Raw genomic sequence first — 19,570 nt, forward strand, 5'->3', positions numbered from 1 at the left:
TGGACCCCCTTTTCATTGCGGTGACGACTCGCCCAGCCTGAGCCGGGTGAGGGCTTCCACCCGTCGCCACTGGTCGGGCTCGAACCAGCGCGCCAGGATCTCCGGTTGTTGTTCGGCCCGCCGCTCGGCGGGCAGGGGCTTGATCTCGGCCAGATAGCCGGCCAGCTGTTGCTCGAACCCCTGCTGACTCTCCGCCAGCTGATGCAGCCGGTCCGCCGCCTCCGGCCCCAGCTGCTCGCGCAGCACGGCATCGCGCTCGGTCGCGGGCAGCCGCTCCAGACTCTGCAGGTCGCCGAGCAGGCGGCTGTTGGCCTCCGCCTCCCGAAACCACTGGGGCTGCTCCGCCAGCCAGAGCTCGAGCTCGCTCGCCAGCAGCGGCTTGTCGGCATCGCCAGCCTCCGCCAGCGCCTTGCGGCGCAGGGTCCACTGCTCCATCAGCCGATCTTCGGCAAACAGCTGCTCCTGCTCGGCCGGGGTGAAACTCTGCTGGCGCAACTGCTCGCGCTCGTCGAACAGCACCTGCAGGCTGGCCAGGCCCGGATCGGTCGGCACCGTCAGGCTGCCTTCGGCGGCGAGAAAGGCTTCATAGCGGGCCTGCAGCGAGTTCTCATCGGGCGAGGGGGCCGCCTGCCGGGTCAGGGGGGAGCTCGGCCCTGCCTCGTCCACCGGGGGAGTGGCTGGGGTGGAGTTCGGGGCGGGCCACAGCTGCCAGCCCCCCAGCAGCAGGGCCGCCCCCAGCGGAGCGGCCATCAGCCATGCCTTGTTCATAACCCCAGTCTCTGCAGGCGGTTGGCATGCTGGCGATAGAGGCTGACCGGGTCGGTCTCAAACAGGTGGCGAATGCCGAACGACTGATTCACCTCGTCCAGGTGGTTCATCCGGTAGTCGGTGCCGATCACCTTGCCGAGGTGGCTGCTGCACACCCCGACCAGGCCGTCGTTGGGCTCCTTGAAGAAGCTGCCGGTCAGCGCCAGCGCCGGATCCACCGGATCCAGGATGTTGGTCATGGTGCCGCGCCCGCTCCAGGAGAAGTAGTAGACCCCGTTGGCGGCCTGCATGGGCCCTTCGCCGCAGTACTGGCTGGGCAGCCCCTCAGGGTAGCGCTGGTTGAAGCGCTGGGCGCCGGCGCTGGTGAGGGCGTCGAGGGCGGCGAGGGGATCCTGTGGCAGCTGGTTGCCCCCGGAGAGCAGCGAGATGACCCCGGACAGGGCGGAGGCGGCAGCTACCGCCAGCTTCTCGGCCACCGAGCCCGGTGCCACGTTGGCGCGCACCAGATCGGCGATCTCCGAGCCGTAGTTGACCCCGCCCACGCTGGTGGCGGAGGCGACCAGCTCGGGGGCGACCGAGGCGACGTAGCGAATGGTGGGGCCGCCGTGGGAGTGGCCGATGAGGTTCACCTTGTCGGCCCCCGTGATGGCGAGCACCTGCTGCACCTGTTTGAGCAGCTGCTCGCCGCGCAGTTCCGAGCTCTGGGTGGCGGAGACCTGGGCCACATAGACCCTGGCGCCATCCCGGGTCAGCGCCTGGGGGATGCCGTAGAAGTAGTCGACCCCGAGCAGCTTGTCGAAGCCGAACAGGCCGTGCACCAGCACTATGGGGTAGCGGGTCTGGGTATAACCTGCCGCCTGGCCCAGCATGGGCAGGGCGCACAGCAGCACCAATAGCCATTTTTTCATCTTGTCCATCCTTGTGAATAAGGTTGCCGCAGCGGCAACCACCGGCCTCATGCCAGTACCGACCAGCATGACGGAGCGGGACGTTTGCATCTGTGCAAATGATCACCAAACAGACAGATTCAAAAAAGCCCTACCCATATGGGCAGGGCTGTTGGCGGTGCCGGCACAACTATCCCTTGTGTTCGCCGCCCACATAAGTTAAATAATAATTATTATCATTTGTGGTGTTGAGGATCATGGCGGCGAGCTGGGTAAGAGGATGGGTGGGGACGGAGGAGAGCGACAGCAGCATGGTGCACTGGAAGGTGCAGACCATGAGCGGCAATCGCCACTTCGATGCCGGTGAACACGGCAAGGCGCTCTCCTGCTATCAGCAGGCGCTGTGGCTGGCCCGCCAGCAGTTTACCGGCTGGCCCGACGTGGATGAGGCTGTCGCCGCGCTGGTGGTGGCCCACCACAATCTGGCGGATCTGCTGATCGCCATGGCGCGGCCGGAGCGGGCTGCCGACCTGCTGTGCCACATCCACGACTGCCTGCTTGCCACCAGCCAGTCGCCGGCCAGCCCCGATCCTCTGCGAGATGCGGCCCTGCGCCACACCCGCAGCACCCATGCCGAGCTGCTCGCCTTCCTGCGCAAACACGGCAACCACGACGGCATCCGCCGCTGCCTCGGTCAGTGCCTGTGCCAGACCGGGTCCGCCCGCCAACTGCATTAATCACAATAAACAGAGGTGACCATGAGCCATACCCTGCCAGCCCTGGCCTATGCCTATGACGCGCTGGAACCCCATATCGATGCGCTGACCATGGAGATCCATCACAGCCGCCACCATCAGACCTACATCAACAACCTCAATGCCGCCCTGGCCGATCTCCCCGAGCTGGCGGCGCTGCCGGTGGAGGAGCTGCTTGCCCGCTTCGACAGCCTGCCTGCCAAGGTACAGGGCGCCGTGCGCAATCACGGCGGCGGTCACGCCAATCACAGCCTGTTCTGGCAGGTGATGAGTCCGCAGGGTGGTGGCGAGCCGGCCGGCGAGCTGGCTGCAGCGATCGAGAGGGATCTGGGCGGACTGGAGGCCTTCAAGCAGGCCTTTACCCAGGCGGCGCTGAGCCGTTTTGGCAGCGGCTGGGCCTGGCTGGTGGTCGATCGGAGCGGCAAGCTGCAGGTAGTGAGCAGCGCCAACCAGGACAGCCCCCTGCAGGATGGGCTGGTGCCCATTTTGGGGCTGGATGTGTGGGAACACGCCTACTACCTCAAGTACCAGAACAAGCGTCCCGACTACATAGCCGCGTTTTACAAGGTGATCGACTGGAACGAGGTGGCACGGCGTTACGTGGCGGCGCTGGCCTGATCGCTGGAAATACCGAGCCCAATGAAAGAGACCCGCCTGTTGGCGGGTCTCTGCTATTGAGGGGGCGGCGCGCTGCTGGTTGGCGGCGCCGCACTGGCGGCAGCCGGGTTATCCACGGGCGTTGCCTCATTTGGCACGGCGGCGCTGGTGGTCTGGGCACCGCTGGTTGGTGTTGCTGCACTGGTGATGGCTGGCTTGTCCGCAGCGGTGACTTCGCTCGGCACGGCGGCGCTGGTGGCCGGGGCACTGCTGGTTGCCGCGCTCACTGCCGCTGCCGGCTTGGCCTTCGGCTTATGAGGGGGCGGTGCAATGGGCAGGCAGGGCTGGCTCGCCCCTATGGTACTCAACGCCTGGCAGGGGATCGGGCCGCCAATGACGATAGGCTCGCCGAGGAACTTGGGACCCTTGTCCAGCACGTAGAGGTCGAGCAGCCCCATCAGGCGGGCGAACACCTCGCGTACCCGGGTCTTGATGCCCTGATAGGCGCTGGGATCCACGGCGTTGAAGCCGACCGCCTCGATGCCGAAGTGGCGGGCAATGAAGATGGCGCGCTCGTTGTGAAAGGCCTGCGAGACCACGGTGAAGTGGGCCTGACCGAACACCTCCTTGGCCCGCACGATGGAGTCCAGAGTCCGAAAGCCGGCGTAGTCGCTGTAGATGGCGCTGGCCGGGATGCCGGCCTGGATCAGAGCCCGCCGCATCTGGCGCGGCTCGTTGTACTGTACGGTGGCGTTGTCGCCGGAAACCAGGATGTAGTCCACCTTGCCGTTGTTGTAGAGCTCGGCGGCGGCTTTGATCCGGTACTTGAAGTAGTGGTTCGGGCTGCCGCCAATCAGGTACTTGGAGGTGCCGAGCACCAGGGCGACCCGGTTGTAGGGCACCGCATTGACGTCGTCGTAGGTGTAGTGACGGGCGTCCGAGACGGTCCACTCGCTGTAGCCCAGCAGTGTGGCGACGGAGGCCAGCAACAGGCAGAGGCAGGCGAGCAGGATCTTGGCAAACTTCTTCATGCGCGGTGCGGTTCGGGTCTGAAGTAAGAGGTGACAGAGGGTCATTCTATTACAAGTTGCCGCCGTACGTCAGGCTTGATGACCGCCGAAGGCGTCACTCGGGCAGAGGTTGTCGCAGGGAGGGGGCGGCTAACTACTTGATCCTGAGCCGATTAAAATCGTTCATAAGCAGGGGCGGCCATGGCCGCCCCTTGTCATAGTCGTCTCGTCCTCAGTGGGAGGAGTCGTTGGCCTTGCACTCGTCGGAGTCCTTGTTGGCTTCCCACCAGGGCAGCAGCTCGCGGCCGAGCCACTGCTGGTAGGCCTCGCTGTCATTGGCAATCAGCTGGTCCAGCTCGGCTTCGAAGGCGCTCATGGCCTGCTGCTGATCCGGGTTGCGCAGGGCCTGGGCCATGGCCAGCCAGCTGGCGCCGCGACCGGTCTCGTTCAGGAAACGGTGCACCGTGTAGGACCAGGAGTAGACCATCTCGCCGCCCTTGTCGTAATCCAGGTGCAGGATGTCGGCCAGGGCCGGACGATCGTTGGCCGGGCGGCCGGCGACGTTGTCCAGACCGCGGGCGAAGCACTGGCCGTGGGCGACGAACTCCGCCAGCCCTTCCGACCACCAGGTGGTGCGGTTGAGCGGGTAGTGGCCGAAGCTGCCGTACTGGTTGAAGCGGCCGTCCAGGTAGTGGACGTACTCGTGGCGCAGGTTCCACACCTGGAACGCTGGGCGCTTCCACTCCGCCTCGTAGGCGAAGAAGCGGGCCTGGTTGCCGGGGCGCGCCGGATCCCCTTCGAGGTAGATGCCGCCGTTGTCGGTGGAGACGCCGCCGAACAGGGCACTGCCATAGCGTTTCCAGTCGGCGGATGAGTTGAAGACCACCAGTTCCAGCGCCTCGTTGTGATCGTCCGCCACCGGCTGCCAGCCGGTTTCCATCTGCTGGTGGAACTGCTGCTCTTCGGCACCCAGTTCACGGCAGATCCCCTCGGCCTGATCCATGGTCAGATCCTGGGCTCGCAGGCGCAGGGTCGGTGAGCAGGTGTGCTCGAACGGCAGCACGTCCTCCACCCGGACAGGGGTGCAGAGCCCGGCGAAGTCACCGCTGATGCAGGCTTCGCTGGTGCGATCCGTATAGGTCAGGTAGTAGGTGGAGAGGGTCAGCGACATGTCTTCCAGCAGATCCTGACTCTGCTGGCCGCCGGGGATCAGGTCGTGGTGGCGAACCAGTGCGATGACGGAGTCATCCAGCAGCTTGCGGTAGCCGTCGAGCTCGTCCGGACGGGTATAGCGGGCGACCCGGTAGAGGCGGGTGTAGGCATCCAGCACGTTGTTGAGCAGGAACAGATCGGAGCCATCCCGTCCCTTCCACAACGCGAGTTCGCTCATGCCGAGGGCGTGCAGTTGCTTGCGCAGCTCGCCATCCTGCTGGCGGAAGTCGTTGGCGAAGGGGTCGCTGTAGTCGCTGGCGAAGTCGAGGAAGTTGAGCAGATCGAATAGGCCGGTCGCCCAGGCGTGCTGGCCGTTGATCTCGCTGGCATGGCGGGTGCTGTAGGCCAGCATCTGGTTGAACTCGCCGAGCAGGGTGCCAAAGCGGCTCTGCACTGCCGGGCTCTTGAACTGACCGTGCAGGGCTATGCTCCAGGCACCCATGACGGCACCTACCTCGTCGCTGGCCTGCTCCGGGAAGAGCAGCGGATGGGCGCCCAGCGCCGTCAATGCCTCGGCCAGCGCCTCGGCGGCAGCCGGGCCGTCTTCCTTGTGCTTGCCGTAGTTGTGGTAGTTGTGGGCACGCACGTATTCCAGCAGCAGCTTCATGGCCGGATGGGCCGGCTGATTGGCCGCCAGCAGGCTCTGGATGCCGCGCGACACGGCCAGCAGCTTGGTGTCATCGTGACCATAGTTCTCCTGCCAGACCGGCGCGGGCTGGCCACTGGCATCCTGCACTATCTTGGCCACTTCGGCATCCAGCAGCTCTGTGCCCGGCAGATCCGGCTCGGAACAGGCGCGGCCGTCGGCACGGCGACAGTCGAGCTGCTCTTCCTTGCTAGCCAGCACGATGGGGCGGTTGAGTACCCGGCTCTCCTGCCACTCGGTTGTTTCCGGCAGGGTCTGCCATTCGCTGCCCCCCACCGGGTATTGATAGCCGGTGTCCTTCAAGACCACCTGCACCTCGCTGCCGGCGGGTAGGGTCTGACGGCACACCCGATAGCTGATGGTCTTGTCCCCTTCCTGACGGGTCTGGGGTTCATCGCACTCCTGCTGGGTCTTGGCCTGTTCCAGCAACCAGGTGTACTGGCGCCAGACGTGTAGCTCGCTCACCTGCTTGGCGGCCTGGCTGCCCGCGATGGGCTGCAGGCGGAAGAAGATCTGCTCGAGGCGGCCATCCCGTTCATTGGGGGTCTCTTCCAGCACCTTCAACTGCTGCCAGTTTTGCGGCTGGTATTGCCATGCCTGCTCGGAGCAGCGACCTTCGGCGTTGAGTTCGCAGCGATCCAGCTCCTGCTCACTGTGACCCAGGATGACCCGCTCCGCCAGCGGCAGACGATCCTGACGCGGCGCGGTCGGGGTGCCTGCTAGTGGCTCCCAGCGGCCCTGTTTCATGCCGTAGCCAAAGTCATAGCTGCTGGCCGGAACGGCCTTGCCAGCCGGCACCACCTCTTCACAGCTGAGGTAGCGGATCTGCCAGCCCTGCTCGATCTTGAGCTGCGGCTCGCCGCACTGCTGTTCTGCCAGCGCAGCCAGGTTGGCATCACTCCAGTCGAAGCGGCGATACACCCTCAGCTGCTGATAGGGGGCGCCGCCATTGCGGGCGCTCAGCTCGTAGGTCACTTCGGTGAGACGATCCCCCAGCTGACGGCTGGATTCACCTTTGAGTTGATACTGTTGCCAGTCGGAGGGGGAGTAGTTGGCCAGCGCCGAAGTGGCAAACAGGCCCGGTGCTGCCAGCAGCAGCAACCTGGTACCCAGATTGTTCATTTTTATCCCTTTGCTTGATTGTCTGCGTGATTGACGCGTGCAATCTAGTCAGCCCCAAAAGGATATCAACCCACCAATCAGGCCATATAAATCATTTATTTAGATTAAATCAAAACAAAGTGAGCCCCATTAGGGGCCTGGTTGATAGCAAGGACTCATCTGCCATCTGGGGGGGAGCTCAGTCTGAGGCCGGCAACTGTGATCAACGTCTCGTTTGAGATTCTCCCGCCAAGCGGGAATGCGACAGTAGTAAGCTGGGGATCAAGCAGGGAAAGAGCTGATCTGCCTGAGGAGAAAGCCGAGTGTCGCAGTGAGTATCGTAGTGAAAAGCCGCCGGGCGGCAGTCGGCATGGCAACCGAGGAAAACGGGAGGGGGATTGGTGGATGGAGAGCAGTGATTAGCGATGCCAGCCTAGGGGAGGCTGTGGAAGCTCATCCTGCAAAAGGCGAACAGACCCGCCCGAGGTAATGAACAACCCCGGGCAGATGGCAGGAACGACCCGATCAGAGGTAGCTGACGGTGACGATGGCCATGTTGCTGCTGCCGGCAGACAGCTTGTACTGCATGGTGCTGCTGATGGTATTGAGGCTGCCAGCTTGCTGCAGGCTGGCCAGATCCATGGTCTGGCGCTGAGTGCCGGAATAGCAGGTCACGCTGTTGTCGGCGAAGTCGCAGGGAGCTTCGTAGATGGTACCGGTGAAGGTGATGGTGCCGTCGGCAGCGGAGGCAGTAGCAGGCAGCAAGGCAGCACCCAGCAGCATGGCTGCGGCGGCAGAAGAAGAAGCGAAACGGATGGCGCTGTTGCGAACGGAAGCAGTGGAAGTGTTCATTTTTATGTCCTTTTCGTCACATGTCGTTGTACGAAAAGGGCAACGCAATCAAAGAGAATGACACAGATACAACTGATGACATCGCTCTTCTCAGATGGCAGCTCCGCTGTCTTAGGTTATGAACCCTTAGACCGGTGGCTTTGCGTCCCGACCTTTCGACCGGTTTGCCCTTTACTCTATGTTTAGATGATAACACCCCACTTTGAGAAATCAATCGCCATAAAAAAGTGTGGGATATCAGTCACAAATAAAATTTTATATATGACCGTGACAGGAAATATATGGTCTGGCCCATATTAGGCGGTATATATCCAATCTTGTTCATCACTATTGACTACTGGTTTTCGACGAAGCCTTATTCTGTGGTGAACATACATGACTAGCATCCGGTGAATTAAAACCAGGGTCACACAGGAAGGTGGCAACAGCAGAGATATCAACTTTCCTCTATGCCTAATGGGTTAAAATGATTACCTGATTACCTGGCGATATGAGTGAGCCGTTTTGACTATTGCTTTATAGGTATTTTTAGAATCACCTAAAATACTGCTCAAACATTATTTTGTTGTGTTTTTGTTAATGGTTGTTAAGTGATTAAAAATATCCGATTTCAAATTATGCAATGGGTGTTTGCTATATGAGCTTTATTTATTTCATGGCGTTCGCCAATGTTCCAGTTTGATTTTAAGTGATTGTTTTATAGGTGTTTATAACTGAATTTATAAAAATCAAAATGTATTTGATGTGCATCATATGAGTCGTTAATTTGTCCATCAAGCAAAAGCGGAACACGGCTTTCTGCACAGACGACAAGGATGTATGTAGTTGTGCAGTTGAGGTGTAGCGGGAACTGCTCCTGATGCGGTGTGCTGCTTTTGCTTATTTAAATAGACCTTAAAAGGCACAGCTGATTATTGGCATGACCCCTCACCGGCTTAATGAGAGGTTGGGCACCAGCAGTTGCTGTGCAGTATATCGCGGCATCACTGAAAATCGTGACTCCAGCATGATTGGAGTGATGCAGTACAACACACGTTAATGTAGGTATAAACGAATGAAAGCTAACAAGATTCTGGTTGCTATGGGTGTTGGTTCCATGTTGCTGTGCGGCTCCGCTGTTGCTGCCGGTGGCGCTGGTTCAGGCAAAGTCACCTTCAATGGTGAAATCATCAACGCTCCTTGCTCCGTTGCTCCTGAGTCTGTTGACCAGGTAGTTGAAATGGGTCAGATCAGCACCAAAGAGCTGGCCAGCGGTGGCGAGTCCAACTCCAAGCCGTTCAGCATCAAGCTGCTGAACTGTGAAATCTCCGACAAGGAAGATGCCGTCAAGGTAACCTTCAGCGGTGCCAAAGACCCGGTAGATTCCAGCCTGCTGGTCATCGGTGGTGGTGACGCCGCGGGTGCCGGTATCAAGATGACCGCTCCGGGTGGTGCCCCGATCGTACTGGGTACTCCGACTGCCGCCTTCGGCCTGGTCAACGGTGACAACGAGCTGCCCTTCAGCGCCGTGCTGAAAGGTTATGCCGATCAGACCGCCAACCCGCTGAAAGCCGGCGCTTTCACTGCAGTGACCAACTTTACTCTCTCCTACGAGTAATAGAGTGCCTTAACGTGTGATCAGGGTTGTGGTGGTGCGAACCACCACAACCTCACACATTCTGTCTCCTCACATCGAACCTTGATCATGAAAACTTCAATGATGGCAGCCATGGTGCTGCAGCTGGTGATGATGGCGGGGTCAGTCCACGCCAATGAACTCACGGATGGACTGGCCGAATCGGGCTGTACGCTGGAGGTGCTGCGCAGCATTCCGCTGCAGGCTCAGCAACCGGGCACACTGAAAATCAGCGGCTGTCAGGTTGAAGGGGCGACGGAGGCATCACTGCCTTTTATTTCCATGTCCGTGCGCGGTGCCATGAGCGATGAGCTGGGCATTATCAACAACGGCCAATATCACAAGGTATCCGGCGAACGCTTTATTGTTTCGGATATCGTCAACAGTGATCTGGAATTCAATTTGGGGCTCACCAGCAGTCAGCTGTTTTTTCCGGACAGTACGACGCTGTTTGAACTCAATTATATGTAAGCAAGCCAATTGCTTAGTGTAGATACCTCATTACGTGAGACCGTTATGCAATTCCTAGAGTGAAAATATGAGCGTTTCAACATCAGACTCTGTGAGAAAAAAACATTATTCAAAAATGGTTTTCATGCTATGCGTGCCCGGCCTGATGGCGGTGGCAAATCACGCATGGGCAGAAACGGAGTTTAATATTGATGCGCTCGATCTGGACGAACGGACCAAGATCGACCTCTCCCAGTTTGCCGACGAAGGCTACATCCTGCCCGGCGACTACTACCTCGAGATCGAGGTCAACAAGAACAAGCTGCCCCTGCAGAAGATCCCTTTCTACGAGACCGATACCGGCAAGGGAAAGGGTGGGGTGGCCTGCCTGCCGCAAGAGGTGATCCCCAAGCTGGCGCTGACCGACGAGGCCATCGCCAAGATCGATACCTGGCACGACGGCCAGTGTGCCAACCTGCTGGCGCTGGACGGCGTGGTGATCGCGAACGACATAGGTAACGGCTTGCTGCGCATCGCCGTGCCCCAGGCGTGGATGAAGTACAGCGATCCCAACTGGATTCCGCCCGAACAGTGGGATGAAGGGATCCCGGGGATGATGCTGGATTACAACATCAACGCCCAGGTCAACGAAGGGGATGGTTACTCCAACCGCAACATCAGCAGCTACGGTACCCTGGGGTTCAACTATGGCGCCTGGCGCCTGCGGGGCGACTACCAGGCCAATGCCTACTGGGGTGACAACGAGCGCACCACTTCCGAGCTGAACCGCATCTATGCCTATCGTCCGCTGCCAAACATGGCCGCCAAGCTGACGGTAGGTGAGCAGCAGCTCAACTCCCAACTGATCGACGGCTTCCGCTATACCGGCGTCAACCTGGCCAATGACGAGCGCATGCTGCCGCCGAGCCTGCAGGGCTATGCGCCGGAAGTAAGCGGCATCGCCAAGACCAACGCCAAGGTCACCATCTCCCAGTCCGGCCGCATCCTCTATGAGACCAACGTGCCGGCCGGTCCGTTTCGCATTCAGGGGCTGGACAGCTCGGTACGCGGCCGTCTCGACGTGCGGGTGGAGGAGCAGGATGGCAGCGTCAACTCGTTCCAGGTCGACACCGCGACCGTCCCCTATCTGACTCGCCCCGGTTACGTCCGATACAACCTGGCGGTCGGTGCCCCTTCCGAACAGACGGATTCGGTGCATGATGTGCACGGTCCGGCCTTTGTGACTGGTGATTTCTCCTGGGGGGTGGCCAACTCCTGGTCGCTGTACGGTGGCAGCCTGGTTGCGGGTGAATACAACTCCATGGGGCTGGGTATCGGTCGCGATCTCTATGCCTTCGGCGCCATCTCGGCCGACCTGACTCAATCCATTGCCAAGCTGCCGGGCCTGTCGACCAAGATTGGCCAGTCGGTGCGGGTGAACTACGCCAAGCAGTTTGATGAATACAACAGCTCGATCACCTTCGCCGGTTATCGCTTCTCCCAGCACAACTTCATGACCATGTCGCAGTTCCTGAGCAACAAGGAGCGGCTGGAGAAGAACGAAACGACCTCGAGCGATGACTACAACACCTGGGGTGACAAGGAGCTCTACACCATCACCGCCAACAAGACCTTCTGGGCGGAGGATGCGGCCAAGGCGCTGACCGTCTATCTGGACTACACCCACAGAACTTATTGGGAGCACGATGCCGAGGATCGCTACGGCCTCACCATCAACAAGAACGTGAACATCGGTAGCTTCAAGGATGTCTCCGTCTATGTGTCGGCCTACAAGACCAAGACCGAGAACTACGAGGATGACAAGAGCGTCATGCTGACCCTGAGCATGCCGATCGGAGACAGAAAGAGCGCGGGATACAGCGTGCAGTCCTCCAATGGCAAGGTCACCCATCTGGCCACCTATCAGGATTACAGCCGGCCGGATGATACCTATCAGCTGGGGGCGGGCGTGCAGAGCAACGGCCATGCCGTGGCGCGGGGCTACTACAACCACAACAGCGACATCGGTGCGGTCAGCCTCAATGCCTACAGCGTGCAGAGCGAATACACCTCGGTCGGCGCCAGCCTGCGTGGCGGTCTGACGGCGACCCAGCACGGTGCGGCCCTGCACCAAGCGACCCGTCGTGGCGGTACCCGCATGATGGTGGATACCGACAAGACCTCCGGCGTCTCCTTCAACAACGGCCGCGCCGTAACCAACCGCTTTGGCGTCGCGGTGATCAGCGACATGACCGACTATCGCAAGAGCGACACCCGGGTGGACGTGGATCAGCTGAGCGATGACATCGATGCGATGAACGCCATCAAGCAGGGGACCCTGACCGAGGGCGCAATTGGGTATAATGCCTTCGAAATGGCCGAAGGGTTCAAGCTGCTGGCCAACGTCAAACTGCCCGATGGCTCAGTGCCGCCGTTTGGTGCCACCGTCGTTAAGGATTCCGGCCGGGTGCTCTCGGTGGTGGATGAAGATGGCCTGGTCTATCTGACCGGGGTGAAACCGAATGAAGCGTTTGAACTCTCCTGGGGCGGCGCCCGCCAGTGCAAGATAGTGGCGCCGCAACAAGTAACCGATCTGTCGATGAAGACTCTCACTTGCAAGTAATGGGATACCGATGAAAAAGCTGCTCTCTTATACCTGTCTGGCCGTGCTGGGCATGACCTCGCTCAACGTCAGCGCTGCCATCGTGCTGGACCGTACTCGTGTCGTCTATCCGGGCGGTGCCAAGTCCATCAGCCTCAACATCAAGAACGAGAACCAGAAGCTGCCCTACCTGGCGCAGTCCTGGATTGAAGATGCCCAGGGTCAGAAGATCGCTTCTCCCTTCGCGGTGCTGCCGCCGGTACAGCGGGTGGATGCGAACCAGAAGTCCATCGTGCGGATCGCCAGCGTGCCGGCCATCGACAGCCTGCCCAAGGATCGCGAGTCCATCTACTACTTCAATCTGCGCGAGATCCCGCCCAAGAGCGAGAAGAGCAACGTGATGCAGATTGCCGTGCAGTCCAAGATAAAGCTGTTCTACCGCCCCGAGGCCATCCTGCCCGAGCGCGGTGCCATCTGGCAGGATCAGGTGCTGATCACCAAGCAGGGCAAGGCCCTCAAGGTCAACAACCCGACACCTTACTACATCACCTACGTGGGCCTCGGCCATCCGCAGGGCAAAGGAAGAACCGCGATGAAGGGCTTCTCGGCCTTTATGGTTGCCCCCAAGTCAGAGCAGACGGTCACCATCCCGGAAGCACTGGGCAATGAATTTGTGATCAGCTACGTCAATGACTACGGCGGATATATGGATATCAAATACCAGTGCACAGGCAATGCCTGTAAAGCAGTGAAGGAGAAATGAAGATGATATTGCGTACGGGTGTACTTGGTATCATGTTCTTGTCCATGCCGGCGCTGGCTATTAACGGTGAAGTCAGGGCCGATACCAAGACCTATGACATTGAGCTGACCAAGGAAGACATTGCCAACCAGACTGGGGCTCTGAAGGAGTTTGGTTGGGATCTGGCCGGAACATATAGTGGTACGGCCATATGTCCTGATCAAGATATTATTAACCAGCCATTTTATTACAAGGCGGTTATGAGTGCCGGACTGCCCAGTGTCGGTGGTGGGTACGTTAAATTAAATGAGTTTCTCGATCTCAAGGTTGATATCTGGATTGAAGGAAATCGCAAGGAATATGTGAATGCGCCTTTCAATGAGGAGTCCAACAGAGGGCAGTTCACGTGCCGTAAACGAAATGGTTCTGCAACCTTCGGCTTTCGCAGTGGTAGCAAGGGAAAGGTAACATTCCGCGTTCGCAAGCCCATTATCAATGGTGTGCATATTGCTGACCATGAAATAGTCGAAATGTTTGGACGTCTGGGTAAAACAGATGTCGGTTTCAATAATGAAGTCATGTCCAGGATCGTCATCAAATCCTCCGTGTTGTATGTGCCAGAAAAGTGCACTATCAATGGAGGGCAGACGATTGAGGTCGAATTCGGTGATTTGCCTGGCACAGGGTTGGATGGCAACAATTTTGAAAAAACAGTACCACTTAACTTCGTGTGCAGTGGTGGGGAATTTGATAAGGATAAGCCATTGAAAATAAACCTCGCCATTTCTGGTAAACCCACATCATTTAACCAGAGTTATCTCAGAACCACTCGAGATGGATATAAAGGTGGTGATGTTATCAATAATCTTGGCATCAAATTCAAACAGCTGGATGGCTCGACACTGAATCTGAATGACTGGTATCCAGTATCCATGCAGGGAAATATCGGTGATTGGGGGTTTACTGCCGCCCCGATAAGTCCCGCCGGTGCTGAAGTTGCTGCCGGTGATTTCTATGCAACCGGTACCATTGTTGCGTCATTCCAGTAGGAGTCGATATGTTGCGCTTAGGCTGTTTGGGGTTGCTGATTTTCCCGCTGTGGGTCAATGCAGCGGCTGATGACCTTGAACTTCTTGGTGGAGAGCTCAATCTCCATGGCCGAATAATCGACCAGCCCTGTGTGGTCGCCCCCGAATCCCTTGAGCAGGAGGTCGAGATGGGAGTGGTCGATGTCAAGCAGCTCTATGCCAACGGGGCCGGGGAGCAGGTGCCTTTCTCCATCCGCCTGACTAACTGCAAGCCGGGGATTTTCCGCATGGCCAAGGTGACCTTTACCGGCTCGAAAGATGCCCAGCTCAGCGGCGGGCTGGCCTTTACCGCGGGCATTGCCAAGGGCGCCGGCATCCGCTTGTATGACGTGACCCAGACACCCCTGGATCTGGGCACACCCTCCCGCAGTTATTTGCTGGGCGGCAGCGCAGACAATGAGCTGCAATTCTTTGCCCGGGTGGAAGGGCACCCGGACGCGCTGGCGGCCAAGAACATCCAGCCCGGTGACTATTCTGCCGTTGCCAACTTCATCGTTGCTTATGAATAAACTCAGAGGTCATTGCGCTGGATGACCTTTGAATTGCCGAGGCTGGGCCAGGTGATGACGCCACCCAGATAATTGGATAGGTAAATGCCGCCCGGCAACTGAACAAATTGTGCCGTTTGTTTGGGTGGTGTCAGCGCCGCTACCAGGGTTGCTACCATGCCATTGCTGGTCAGTGCCTGCTGATCAATGAAATTGACGATGGTATTTTTCACCTCGACCGAAATATCGCCATCATCCCGCTCCAGATCCCCGACGGAATCCAGATTGAACAGTGTTTTGCCCTGATTGTCGGTGGCGATCACGGTTGCCACCACTATTTCCCTGTTCATGGTGACAATGAATTTGCTCTTTCTGGTCATCTCCACCCAGTTGTCCGGCGCCTGGCAATTGCTGTGATAACGGACTGTGGTATCTGGATTGTTGTAATAGTTGTGGGAAACATTGTCTCCCTGCTGGGTCATGGTGGTGATCACACATTGTACTTCTTCAGCCACTGGATGACCGCTGCGCAGCAGAAAGACATTCTCGGATAATTTCCTGCTGTTATTGTCGATGGAAAAATAGCTGATGGCTTCTTTACCGACCAGAATGGAAATCTGTTCATCCGCCTTGCGTGAAATACGCTGTATCAAGGGGGTCAGAGAATCGATTTTCACATTCAGCACTTTTTCCGTCTCGCTGGTCATATAGAGGGAAATCTGGCTGAGATTGATGGTACGCAGCGTATTTGCCGTCGCATAGTTATAGATGACGATGGCCAGTGAAGTCAGTGAGACCAGCAGTAGCGCAAACAGCAGAATACGCTTTGGGCTGAAATAGCGGTCATATTTGCGGCGAGTATATTGCCGTCTGGCCTGAGGCGCATGAGAAGGATTCGCCGCTTGAGTTTCTTCATTTGGTGCAGCTTCTTCGGTCTCTCCTGCGGCCTCAATAGGGGCACAAAAGATATATCCCACGCGTGGAATGGTATCGATCGCATCCATCAAGCCGAATGATTCCAGCTTTCTTCTCAATGAGAGGGTCTGCCGGTTCAGGTTGGTATCGGTATTGTCCTGGTTTGGCCACAAGGCATCTTGCAGTTTGCTTCTTGGAATGACACTGCCTGCCTCATCACACAGCATTTCGAGCAGCTCGGCTTCTTTGTTGCTGAGCTTGATGTCCTTTTCTCCCTTAGAGAGTCGGAATATTGCCGCGGAGAAAAATATCTCCTCTGCAATTTTATAATTTTTGTTACTCATGTGTGACTCGCCTTACTGCCAAGGAGAGCATTTTACCACCATGCAGTCTTTGTTCAAATAATGCAAAATTGACAATATCTTTAACTATCAAACGGTTACCTTTCCATTGAAATGCATGATGGCGGATATGGTACTACAGGTAATTAATTCAGTTCAAAAAACGTGCAAAAAAATAGCCATTTATGTAATCGTTCTCACTTACTTGGGGCTGTGAGGGGGATTTTGACACCGCCAGCATTTTCTTTCGAATAATGTGCGTATTTGGATGACTCCTGCATGCCAAGTCCTGTCGCAGGAGTGATTATTGCGCCTTAAGAATATTCTGATATTGCCTGCGCTGCGGCTTGAGATGACCGCCCAGATCGGGCCAGGGGTGCCACTGGTCCGGCACCATGAAACCGGGCAGGGTCTGCCGGATCCAGGCCGCCAGCTCGGCAGGGGGCACAGGTTCGCCATGCCAGTCGATGAAGGCGGCCGGGCGCTGCCCCCACTCATCGCTCGGTACCGGCACCACCAGCGCCTGCGCCACGGCGGGGTGATCCACCAGTCGCTGCTCTATGGTCTCGGGCTGGATGTTCTCACCCCCGGAGATGAAGAGATTGTCGAGCCGCCCCTCCACCACCAGTTCGCCATCGACGGTGAAATCCCCCTTGTCGCGGGTGTGGAACCAGCCTGCCTCATCGAGCGGCCGCTCCAGCCCACCTGCGTTGAAATAGCCGGCAAACAGGGTGTCACCGCGCACGCAGATCTCCCCCTGCTGGATGCAGACCTCCCGTCCCGGCAGTGCCTTGCCCACCACGCCGGCGGTGGACGGCTGGCCGGTGCAGACCTGGCTGCCCATCTCGGAGAGGCCGTAACTCACCTTGGGCACCAGCCCCATGGCGCTCAACCGGTTCACCAGTGGCTGGGGAATGGCGGCGCCGCCGAGCAGCAGCTCGCGCAGCCGGGTACGGGCGGGGTCAAAGCCCTCCGCCAGCAGTCGCCAGAGCTGGGTCGGCACCAGGGAGAGATGGGTGATGGGTTGCTGTTCGAGCCGCTCCCTGAGCGGGCGGCTGCGATCGTCCAGCACCAGGGCTGCACCCGCCAGAAAGACCCGGAACAGGATGGCGTAACCGCCGACATGAAACAGCGGCAGGGAGAGCAGCCAGCCGCACTCGGCGTCGAGCGGGATCACGGTGGCCGAACCCCGCGCCGAGGCCAGATGATTGGCCAGCCGGTGTACCACGGCCTTGGGCGTACCGCTGGACCCCGAGGTGAGGATCATGTTGTTGAGCCGGGCAGGATCCAGCATGCAGTCGCCCTCGTCCGCTGCCAGCTCATGGGCAAAATCGAGCCGCAGTGGCTGCCAGTTGCCGGCCGGGATCTCGCCTGCCGACCAGCAGGCCCTGACGGCGAGCAGGGCCGCCAGCTCCGCTTGTCGTGCCAAGGGAAAGGCGGGATTGAGCGGGCAGAAGACGATGCCGCTGCGCACGCAGGCCCAGGCCAGCAACAGGTCGGGCAGGGCGCCGCGCACCACGGCGGCGAGGCGATCACCGGCCTGCAGGCCCGCCAGCGCCAGCTGCCGGCACAGGCCGTTGAGTCTGGCATCCAGCTGTTGGTAGGTGAGCGGGTCGGCGGCGTGAATGGCGATGCGGTCCGGGGAGGACCTCGCCCAGTGACGCACCGGGCAGGGTTGCAGAGGGTGGTAATGGTCAGATAGCGGTGGCATGCAGGCCCCTTCAATCACGGTGAAACAGGGGCTCCAGCAGGCTCAGGTCGGGTTTGCCGGTCGCGTCCAGCAGATCGGTGGCCAGCCAGCGTTTGGTATCCAGGCCGGGGGCCTGATCCGGCGCCCATTCACTCGCCAGATGGAACAGCTGGTTCAGGCCAAGGCCGGATTCGAAGCAGGAGGAGACGATCACCTTGAGGCGCAGCTCGCGAGCGCGGGCGACCAGCACCTCGCAGTGGGCCAGGGAGCCGAGCAGGGTGGGCTTGAGCACCAGGGCGCGCAGCTGGGGAAGGGGCTCCCACGGCTTGCCCTGGGCCAGCAGCTCGTCGATGGCCACCGGCATGCCGGTGCGATTGGCCACGAAGGCGATGTCGGCAAAGTCGGCGCAAGGGTCTTCCAGGTACTCGATGCGGTTTGGATCCAGATGGCCGCAGAAGGCCCAGGCCTCCTCGCGGGTCCAGCCCTGGTTGGCGTCCAGCACCAGCTTGAGGGTTGGGATGCGGTCGCACAGCAGGCGGATCAGCGCCAGCTCGTCGCGCATGGGATAGCGGGCCACTTTCAGCTTGGCCTTGCTGGGGGTCTTGTGCAGCCAGTTCTTCCAGTGCTTGAGCAGCTCCTGGGGGGAGCCCTGAATAAGCGGATAAGGCTCCGGCAGCGCAGTGGTCTGGGCAGGCCAGCAGCGGCGGGCGCAGTCCAGCCCGAATTGCACCGAAGGAAGCTGCGGGGCGATCTCCTGCCCCGCCGCCAGCTGCTCCAGACAGGCGATGGCTTCGGCTTGCGCCTCGGCCAGGCTCTCGCGGGAGAAGCCGGGCAGGGGGGCGATTTCCCCCCAGCCGTCGTCAACGCGGACCAGCAGGCCCTCTCGCGCCACCTCCACCTTGCCGTGAAAGGTCAGGGGCTGGGTAAAAGGCAGTTGGTAGCGATAGAGAGCGAGTGTCATCAGGGATTCCGCTTGTATTTGGAGAAGTCGGGACGGCGTTTCTCGTTGAACGCGTTGCGCCCTTCCTGACCCTCTTCGGTCATGTAGAACAGCATGGTGGCATTCCCCGCCAGCTCCTGCAAGCCGGCCTGGCCGTCGCAGTCGGCGTTGAGGGCGGCCTTCAGGCAGCGCAGCGCCATCGGGCTGTTCTGCAGCATCTCGCGGCACCAGCGCACGGTTTCACGCTCCAGCTCCGCCAGCGGCACGACGGTATTGACCAGGCCCATGTCGAGGGCTTGCTTGGCATCGTACATACGGCACAGGAACCAGATCTCGCGGGCCTTCTTCTGGCCGACGATGCGGGCCATGTAGGAGGCACCCCAGCCGCCGTCGAAGGAGCCCACTTTCGGACCGGTCTGGCCGAACTGGGCGTTGTCGGCGGCGATGGTCAGATCGCACATCATGTGCAGCACGTGGCCGCCACCGACCGCGTAGCCGGCCACCATGGCAACGACCGGTTTCGGACAGGTGCGGATGTCACGCTGGAAGTCGAGCACGTTGAGGTGATGGGTCCCCTCGTCATCGCGGTAGCCACCGTAGTCGCCACGGATCTTCTGGTCACCGCCGGCGCAGAAGGCCTTCTCGCCAAAGCCGGTCAGGATGATGGTGCCGACCTGATCGTCGTAGCGGGCATCGGCCAGCGCCTGCAGCATCTCTTTGACGGTGCGGGGGCGGAAGGCGTTGCGTACCTGGGGGCGGTTGATGGTGATCTTGGCAATGCCATCGTCGGACTTGTGATAGAGGATATCCTCGTAACCGGCGGAGCAATCACGCCACTCGACGGGGGCATAGAGTTCCGCTTCAGTCATTG

At 59.5% G+C, this 19,570-nt stretch carries 17 protein-coding genes and 1 riboswitch; of the genes, 8 read left to right on the plus strand and 9 right to left on the minus strand.

Annotation, left to right across the window (positions count from 1 at the left end):
- Window positions 1-12: 12 nt before the first annotated feature.
- Window positions 13-768 carry a lipase secretion chaperone gene (locus tag E5E97_RS06760; protein WP_171280017.1) on the minus strand — a complete coding sequence of 252 codons (756 nt, stop codon included), beginning with the start codon at window positions 766-768 and terminating at the stop codon, window positions 13-15.
- Window positions 765-1,676, minus strand: coding sequence for a triacylglycerol lipase (locus tag E5E97_RS06765; RefSeq protein ID WP_171280018.1), 912 nt, complete (start codon window positions 1,674-1,676; stop codon window positions 765-767). The genes E5E97_RS06760 and E5E97_RS06765 overlap by 4 nt, the downstream gene beginning before the upstream one ends.
- Window positions 1,677-1,966: 290 nt before the next feature.
- On the opposite strand from E5E97_RS06765, the gene E5E97_RS06770 reads away from it, so the two are divergent.
- Complete coding sequence (locus E5E97_RS06770; RefSeq protein ID WP_171281200.1) at window positions 1,967-2,392, plus strand: hypothetical protein; 426 nt, start codon at window positions 1,967-1,969, stop codon at window positions 2,390-2,392.
- Between the two features lie 21 nt (window positions 2,393-2,413).
- A complete protein-coding gene (locus E5E97_RS06775) occupies window positions 2,414-3,028 on the plus strand; it encodes a superoxide dismutase (RefSeq protein ID WP_171280019.1) in 615 nt (204 codons plus the stop codon).
- 53 nt (window positions 3,029-3,081) lie between these two features.
- Here E5E97_RS06775 and E5E97_RS06780 read toward each other — a convergent pair whose 3' ends face one another.
- From E5E97_RS06780 to E5E97_RS06790, 3 genes are all read right to left on the minus strand, one after another.
- Complete coding sequence (locus tag E5E97_RS06780; RefSeq protein WP_171280020.1) at window positions 3,082-4,083, minus strand: vancomycin high temperature exclusion protein; 1,002 nt, start codon at window positions 4,081-4,083, stop codon at window positions 3,082-3,084.
- Window positions 4,084-4,249: 166 nt separating this feature from the next.
- Window positions 4,250-6,997, minus strand: a complete 2,748-nt coding sequence (locus tag E5E97_RS06785) for a collagenase (RefSeq protein ID WP_171280021.1) — start codon at window positions 6,995-6,997, stop codon at window positions 4,250-4,252.
- Window positions 6,998-7,501: 504 nt separating this feature from the next.
- Window positions 7,502-7,828, minus strand: coding sequence for a fimbrial protein (locus E5E97_RS06790; protein ID WP_162902039.1), 327 nt, complete (start codon window positions 7,826-7,828; stop codon window positions 7,502-7,504).
- Between the two features lie 93 nt (window positions 7,829-7,921).
- A riboswitch (cyclic di-GMP riboswitch) is annotated at window positions 7,922-8,007 on the minus strand.
- Window positions 8,008-8,882: 875 nt separating this feature from the next.
- On the opposite strand from E5E97_RS06790, the gene E5E97_RS06795 reads away from it, so the two are divergent.
- The 6 genes from E5E97_RS06795 (at window position 8,883) to E5E97_RS06820 (ending at window position 14,834) form a co-directional block, all read left to right on the plus strand.
- A complete protein-coding gene (locus tag E5E97_RS06795; RefSeq protein ID WP_011704492.1) occupies window positions 8,883-9,425 on the plus strand; it encodes a fimbrial protein in 543 nt (180 codons plus the stop codon).
- Between the two features lie 99 nt (window positions 9,426-9,524).
- Complete coding sequence (locus E5E97_RS06800; RefSeq protein ID WP_162902102.1) at window positions 9,525-9,914, plus strand: hypothetical protein; 390 nt, start codon at window positions 9,525-9,527, stop codon at window positions 9,912-9,914.
- A gap of 67 nt (window positions 9,915-9,981) precedes the next feature.
- On the plus strand, window positions 9,982-12,516 hold the full coding sequence (locus tag E5E97_RS06805) for a fimbria/pilus outer membrane usher protein (RefSeq protein ID WP_171280022.1): 2,535 nt from the start codon (window positions 9,982-9,984) through the stop codon (window positions 12,514-12,516).
- Between the two features lie 10 nt (window positions 12,517-12,526).
- Complete coding sequence (locus E5E97_RS06810; RefSeq protein ID WP_041216177.1) at window positions 12,527-13,258, plus strand: molecular chaperone; 732 nt, start codon at window positions 12,527-12,529, stop codon at window positions 13,256-13,258.
- A gap of 2 nt (window positions 13,259-13,260) precedes the next feature.
- Window positions 13,261-14,286: a fimbrial protein gene (locus E5E97_RS06815; protein WP_118881996.1), complete on the plus strand. Its 1,026-nt coding sequence runs from the start codon at window positions 13,261-13,263 to the stop codon at window positions 14,284-14,286.
- An 8-nt stretch (window positions 14,287-14,294) separates the two neighbouring features.
- Window positions 14,295-14,834, plus strand: coding sequence for a fimbrial protein (locus E5E97_RS06820; protein WP_118881995.1), 540 nt, complete (start codon window positions 14,295-14,297; stop codon window positions 14,832-14,834).
- Window positions 14,835-14,836: 2 nt separating this feature from the next.
- Here E5E97_RS06820 and E5E97_RS06825 read toward each other — a convergent pair whose 3' ends face one another.
- From E5E97_RS06825 to menB, 4 genes are all read right to left on the minus strand, one after another.
- Entirely contained in the window at window positions 14,837-16,072 is a 1,236-nt protein-coding gene (locus E5E97_RS06825) for a helix-turn-helix domain-containing protein (protein ID WP_171280023.1), read from the minus strand.
- 301 nt (window positions 16,073-16,373) lie between these two features.
- The gene (locus E5E97_RS06830) at window positions 16,374-17,780 is read right to left on the minus strand and encodes a 2-succinylbenzoate--CoA ligase (RefSeq protein WP_118881993.1); all 1,407 of its coding nucleotides are present in this window, start codon (window positions 17,778-17,780) and stop codon (window positions 16,374-16,376) included.
- A 10-nt stretch (window positions 17,781-17,790) separates the two neighbouring features.
- Window positions 17,791-18,720: an o-succinylbenzoate synthase gene (gene menC / locus E5E97_RS06835; protein WP_118881992.1), complete on the minus strand. Its 930-nt coding sequence runs from the start codon at window positions 18,718-18,720 to the stop codon at window positions 17,791-17,793.
- Window positions 18,720-19,568, minus strand: a complete 849-nt coding sequence (menB, locus tag E5E97_RS06840; protein WP_016349300.1) for a 1,4-dihydroxy-2-naphthoyl-CoA synthase — start codon at window positions 19,566-19,568, stop codon at window positions 18,720-18,722. Before menB ends, menC begins: the two co-directional genes overlap by 1 nt.
- Window positions 19,569-19,570 lie beyond the last annotated feature (2 nt).

The sequence above is a fragment of the Aeromonas sp. 2692-1 genome (genome assembly GCF_013085505.1).
GTDB classification, from domain to species: domain Bacteria; phylum Pseudomonadota; class Gammaproteobacteria; order Enterobacterales; family Aeromonadaceae; genus Aeromonas; species Aeromonas hydrophila.